This is a genomic window from Veillonella sp., assembly GCF_015058545.1.
Taxonomy (GTDB): Bacteria; Bacillota; Negativicutes; order Veillonellales; family Veillonellaceae; genus Veillonella_A.
This window is the reverse complement of sequence record NZ_SVCB01000111.1, coordinates 1-5,892: the sequence shown is the minus strand read 5'-3', so window position 1 is coordinate 5,892 and position 5,892 is coordinate 1. Positions and strand designations below refer to the sequence as shown.

Below are 5,892 nucleotides of genomic sequence, written 5' to 3'. Positions count from 1 at the left end.
TATTAATCATATTATTATAAATAAGCATCAAAGATCGTGTTCCTATAGACGAGTCAAATTCATCAATAACTAGAGTATCCCCATCATAAATAGATAATAATTCAGCTAACAATGCAATAATTTTCTTTACACCGCTTGATTCTGCTAGCATGCTTCTCTCAATCTTTTGATTACCAATTCGAGAATATCTATGTAAATAAATCTCATAAGTATTTTCTTGAACATTATGTGTTTTAAAACTAATATCGACAATTGAACTATCAACTTGTTGCAATAATTCCATAGCTAAATCTTTATTTTCCTCAACCTTTTTTTTCGATTGTTCCGAAAACTCATACCCCATTCCTTTTATGTCTAGGTCATAGTAATTAGCTACTACCACATTAATCTTATTAACTGCTTCTAAAAACTCTTTATATTCTTCGTAAATAAAGTCTTTCAGTTTAATAAGCAAAGGATAGGTCGAACGAATCGAATAAATTTCTTGGATTTTATTATCCAACATCTTACTTTCTAGAATATTGGAATCAAATAAAAAAATCTTACTATCGTTTTTCCATAATGTTTCATTAACGATAGATCCATCTTTGTTAATTTTTATTTTATATTCATAAAAATCTTTCCCATGTGATACTGTCAACTCAAACCCCATCTGATTATTATACCAATTAAACAATCTATCATCCGGAAACCTTCCTACTTTTATAATATCAATCAACAACCCTAAAGCAATGATAATATTGGTCTTACCAACAGCATTATTTCCAAAGAACAATGTGGATTTGCACTCCCTAAACGGGCTTTCTAATACATAGTTCTCCTCGTATTTAGTATTTTTTATACGTTGCTTGTTGAACGCTGTAAACGATATTTCTTGACGCTCATTAAACGACGTAAACCCTTCAATCGCAAAATTCAGAATCATCACCAACACCTCCTTTTTCTTCATTATAACAAACTGCAATTAAAAGATAAACCGAAAATCAGTTTATCTTTTAATCTTTGTGAAAGATATTTTTCAATGCTAAACTCAATGGCCTTAGGACAAAATTATTATTGTAATAATCGCTTAAACGCAAAAAAGGCACGAGGCTTTCGCCTCGTACCTTTCAACTCATTCTATATGCAGTTCAAACTCTCTTAAAGTTTCTAAAGCTTTTAAAATCTATACGGTTCCAATGCCCCAACGACTTCACTCACATGACTAAGTCCGCTTGCTTCGCAGTACTCATGCATTTCGCGAGCGATGTTACCGATGGCGCACGGATCCACCATAGTTGCTGTGCCGACGGACACAATATCCGCACCGGCCAACATGAATTCGATGGCATCGGTGCCCGTCATGATGCCGCCCATGCCCATAATCGGCAAGTCGATGGCTTGCGCCACCTGATGCACTAGGCGAAGAGCAACCGGTTTAACGGCCGGACCGGATAAACCGCCGTACAAATTACCGAGTACGGGACGACGTGTTTTAATATCAATAGCCATACCAAGCAAGGTGTTAATAAGACATAAGCCGTCGGCACCGGCTTCTTTAACGGCCGTCGCAATTTCTACGATGTCCGTTACGTTCGGCGACAATTTCATGATAACCGGCAAATCCGTGTTTTCACGAACGGTTTTGCAAACGGCCGCCGCCGATTCAGCGCACACACCGAAGACCATGCCACCGTTTTTAACGTTCGGACAGCTGATGTTGACTTCAAGACCTGCAATGCCCGGCACGGACAATGTCTTCGCCATGAATGCGTACCCTTCCACATCGGCTGCCGAAATATTTGCCAAAATCGGCACATCGTATTGTTTTAATTCCGGTAAAATATCCCGTACAAACGCTTCCGCACCGGGGTTTTCCAAACCGATACAGTTCAGTACACCGGACGGTGTTTCCGCAATACGGGTGCCCGGATTACCGTTGCGCGGTGCCGGTGTTAAACCTTTTACCGAAATGGCGCCCACTTCGTTGCTGAGGTCAAGATAATCGGCATATTCGAAGACGAAACCGAAGGTGCCGGAAGCCGCCACAATCGGATTTTTCATCTTAATCCCGCAGAATTCAACAGCCAAATCCTTATAAGACGGTTTTTTACCGTTCAAATCTTTGCTGTGATCCATGTTCTGATAGTCTTTTTCACCGTGCAAATTGGCGTCAGCACTGTGAGAACCGTTCATGCCTTGTAATTCTTTTTCTGAGGTATTACTCATTGAAAAACACCTCCTCAGCGGCAAATACAGGGCCGTCCTTACATACTTTGTAGCGCTTGCCGCCACGGCCGTCACAGCCGCAACCTAAGCAGCCACCCGTACCGCAACCCATGCGTTCTTCGAGGGATACCTGGCAAGGCACGCTGAATTCGGACGCCACTTTCGCAACGCCTTTCATCATCGGGGTCGGACCGCAAGTCAACACGCTCGTAAACCCAATGCTGGCCACCTTTTCAGAGGATTCGGACTCAGTGCCTACTACATTCTCAGCAGTAGCAGCAACTTCAGCGCCTACCGCATGTTCACCGGCCGCTTCACCGTGTAAAAACGGCGTTAACTGACGCGCTACTTCACCGCGTTCACTCTGAATGAGTTCCGGCATGATAGCTGTCGGGAACCCTTTCGTGCCTACAGAGCCGTCATCGGTGGTCACATAGACCGGCACGTCGTAAGCTTTAAACAAGTCGGCCCAGAAGGTTTCCGATTCATTGCGGAAGCCGAGCACGACGGTTGCTTTTTTAGCCGCCACCGGTTTAATCACCGTTTCGTCTTCTTCATTGGTGTAACGAGTTGTATCTTCAATTTCGTTCAATTTTGACGCAATACAGAGCATCGGTGCAATGCCCACACCGCCGCCCACGAGGAGCATGTTGTCGGTCATTTCAAAACGACTGCCCAAAGGTCCCAAACAATCGAGGGTATCCCCCTCTTTGAGGTGCGTCATCATGTCCGTACCGGTCCCCACTACGCGATACAAGAGCGTAATGGTTCCTTCAATTTTATCAAAACCGGCATAACTGATGGGACGGCGCAATAAAGGCGCCGTGCCGCCGGTTACACGTACATTACAAAATTGGCCTACTTCCGCTTCAGCGGCCTGTTTCGGTGCATACAGATCCATAATCCATACATCGGCACCAATTTGCTCATTGCGGAGCACTCGCGCCATTTCTACATAACCGCTCATTGCGTGTATCACTCCATCTCAAAATCTTGTAACGCTTCGACTTCAATCTTAATTTCTTCATTAGCTCGACCGGCTACTACACACAATACTTCGCGCGCCGTATCCAAGGATGTCAAGCAAGGGGTGCCCATTTCAACGGCCAAACGACGAAGCTGGAAGCCTTCGCGTTCAGGGCGTTTACCGTAAGTCAAGGTGTTCAACATCAAGTCAACTTCACCGCGACAGAGCAAGTCGGCACAGTTGTTTTGACCTTCGTGAATCTTGTTAACAATAACACATGGAATACCATGTTCTTCGAAATATTTGCCCGTACCGCCGGTTGCCTGAATGTGGTAGCCCAGGTCGATAAAGCCTTTGGCAAGACGTGCCGCTTCTTCTTTATCGCGGTCCGCTACGGTCATGAGGATATGGCCTTTTTCAGGAATACGCATGTTGGCGCCATGAATAGCTTTGAACAAGGCTTCCGAATAGGTGCGACCAATACCCATAACTTCACCGGTGGATTTCATTTCAGGTCCCAAAGCGATTTCTACGAGGCCCATTTTGGAGAAGGAGAATACCGGCGCTTTAACGGCTACATAATCTTTAGCCGGTACTAAGCCTGTCGGTAAACCCATACCTTTAATGGTTTCACCAAGGGCAATGCGGGTTGCGTATTCAATCATGTTGATGCCCGTAACTTTACTGATGAACGGTACGGTACGGCTGGAACGCGGGTTAACTTCGATAACATTGAGTTCACCGTTAACCACGATGTACTGAATGTTTACGATGCCTTTTACATTCAAACCGCGGGCAATACGCTGGGTGTAATCAACGATTTGGTTCGTAATTTCTTCGGACAAATGCTGAGCCGGATATACCGCAATGGAGTCACCGGAGTGAACGCCGGCCCGTTCGATCTGTTCCATGATACCCGGAATACATACGTCTTCGCCGTCGGCGATGGCGTCAACTTCCACTTCCATGCCTACCATGTAACGGTCGATAAGTACCGGATGGTCTTTGGAGGCCACTACCGCTTCTTTCATGTACACGTCAAGTTCTTTGTCGTTGTACACAATTTCCATGGCACGACCGCCGAGTACGTAGGACGGACGCACGATGAGCGGATAGGATAAACGTTGCGCTGCTGCCAACGCTTCTTCATGGCTTGTTACCAAGGCCCCTACCGGACGCGGAATGCCAAGTTCAGCAAGGAGCTCGTCAAAGCGTTCACGGTCTTCCGCCATGTCGATGCTGTCCACGGAGGTACCGAGGATTTTAACACCTCGTTCAGCGAGAGGACCTGCCAAGTTAATAGCTGTCTGACCACCGAACTGAGCGATTACACCGATTGGATTTTCTTTGCGGATAACTTCCATAACATCTTCCACGGTAAGTGGTTCGAAATACAAGCTGTCCGATGTATCAAAGTCCGTACTTACTGTTTCCGGATTGTTATTGATGATAATAGACTGTTTGCCCGCTTTGCGAAGGGCCCAAGAAGAGTGCACGGAGCAATAGTCGAACTCTACGCCCTGACCGATACGAATCGGACCGGAACCGAGTACGATAACGCTGTTTTCACCACGAGGCACTACTTCGTCTTCCATAGCATAGGCACTGTAGTAGTATGGCGTATGGGCTTCGAATTCAGCCGCACAGGTATCTACATATTTATAGGTTGGGAATAATTTCATGTCCTGACGTTTAGCCAATACGTCGTCCGCTGTTACATTGGCATAGCGAGCAATGACTTTGTCCGGCATGCTGTAACGTTTCGCCTGACGAAGGTTGTCTTCCGTAATCCCTTCGGACGCCAATTTCTTTTCTAAGGTTACGATATTCTTAATCTTATTGATGAAGAACATGTCGATTTTCGTAATAAAGTGGATTTTTTCCACGCTGATGCCCGCGCGCAGAGCCTGAGCCACTACGTAAATACGTTCATCATCTACCAAGCGAAGGCGTTCGATGAGCTGTTCCGGTGTTTCGTGAGCAATCTTTTTGAGCTCAATATGGTCGAGGCCGATTTCCAAGGAACGAATGGCTTTCAAAAGGGAACCTTCCAAGGTGCGGTCGATGGCCATAACTTCACCGGTGGCCTTCATCTGAGTACCCAAGGTACGGTCAGCCAAGTTGAATTTTTCAAACGGCCAACGTGGGAACTTCGTTACCACATAGTCCAGGGATGGTTCGAAGCAAGCTTTCGTTTCACCGGTTACGGCATTAGTGATGCTGTCCAAAGTCATGCCGAGGGCAACTTTAGCTGCTACTTTTGCAATCGGATAGCCCGTTGCTTTCGACGCCAACGCGGATGAACGGGATACACGCGGGTTAACTTCAATTACATAGTACTGGTTGCTGTACGGATCCAAGGCGTACTGTACATTACAGCCCCCTTCGATTTCAAGGTAGCGAATGATGTCAACAGATGCCGTACGGAGCATTTGGTACTGAATATCGTTCAACGTCTGGCTTGGTGCCACAACGATGGAGTCCCCCGTGTGAACCCCAACCGGGTCGATATTTTCCATGTTACATACGATAATGCAGTTGTCCGCACTGTCGCGCATAACTTCGTATTCCACTTCTTTCCAGCCCGCTACAGAGCGTTCTACGAGGATCTGATGAATCGGGCTGAGTTTGATGCCGCGAAGGGCAATCATGTACATTTCTTCTTCATTGGCCGCAATGCCGCCGCCCGTACCGCCTAAGGTGTAAGCCGGGCGAAT

Annotated in this window: 4 protein-coding genes; all 4 read right to left on the bottom strand. The window is 46.2% G+C overall.

Translation table 11 applies throughout. The features are described 5' to 3' along the window. A partial coding sequence (locus E7204_RS07570; protein ID WP_295183223.1) for an AAA family ATPase occupies window positions 1–925 on the bottom strand: 925 nt, incomplete at its 3' end. A gap of 233 nt (window positions 926–1,158) precedes the next feature. Next, the gene (locus tag E7204_RS07565; RefSeq protein WP_295183225.1) at window positions 1,159–2,118 is read right to left on the bottom strand and encodes a dihydroorotate dehydrogenase; all 960 of its coding nucleotides are present in this window, start codon (window positions 2,116–2,118) and stop codon (window positions 1,159–1,161) included. An 82-nt stretch (window positions 2,119–2,200) separates the two neighbouring features. Next, window positions 2,201–3,175: a dihydroorotate dehydrogenase electron transfer subunit gene (locus E7204_RS07560; protein ID WP_295183221.1), complete on the bottom strand. Its 975-nt coding sequence runs from the start codon at window positions 3,173–3,175 to the stop codon at window positions 2,201–2,203. Between the two features lie 8 nt (window positions 3,176–3,183). Further along, on the bottom strand, window positions 3,184–5,892 hold a 2,709-nt coding region (gene carB / locus E7204_RS07555; RefSeq protein ID WP_295183219.1), incomplete at its 5' end, for a carbamoyl-phosphate synthase large subunit.

What these genes read in the sequence shown, in the direction of transcription:
- E7204_RS07565 (WP_295183225.1), bottom strand. Translation starts at nt 2,118, where the DNA reads ATGGATCACAGCAAAGATTTGAACGGTAAAAAACCGTCTTATAAGGAT.
- E7204_RS07560 (WP_295183221.1), bottom strand. Translation starts at nt 3,175, where the DNA reads ATGAGCGGTTATGTAGAAATGGCGCGAGTGCTCCGCAATGAGCAAATT.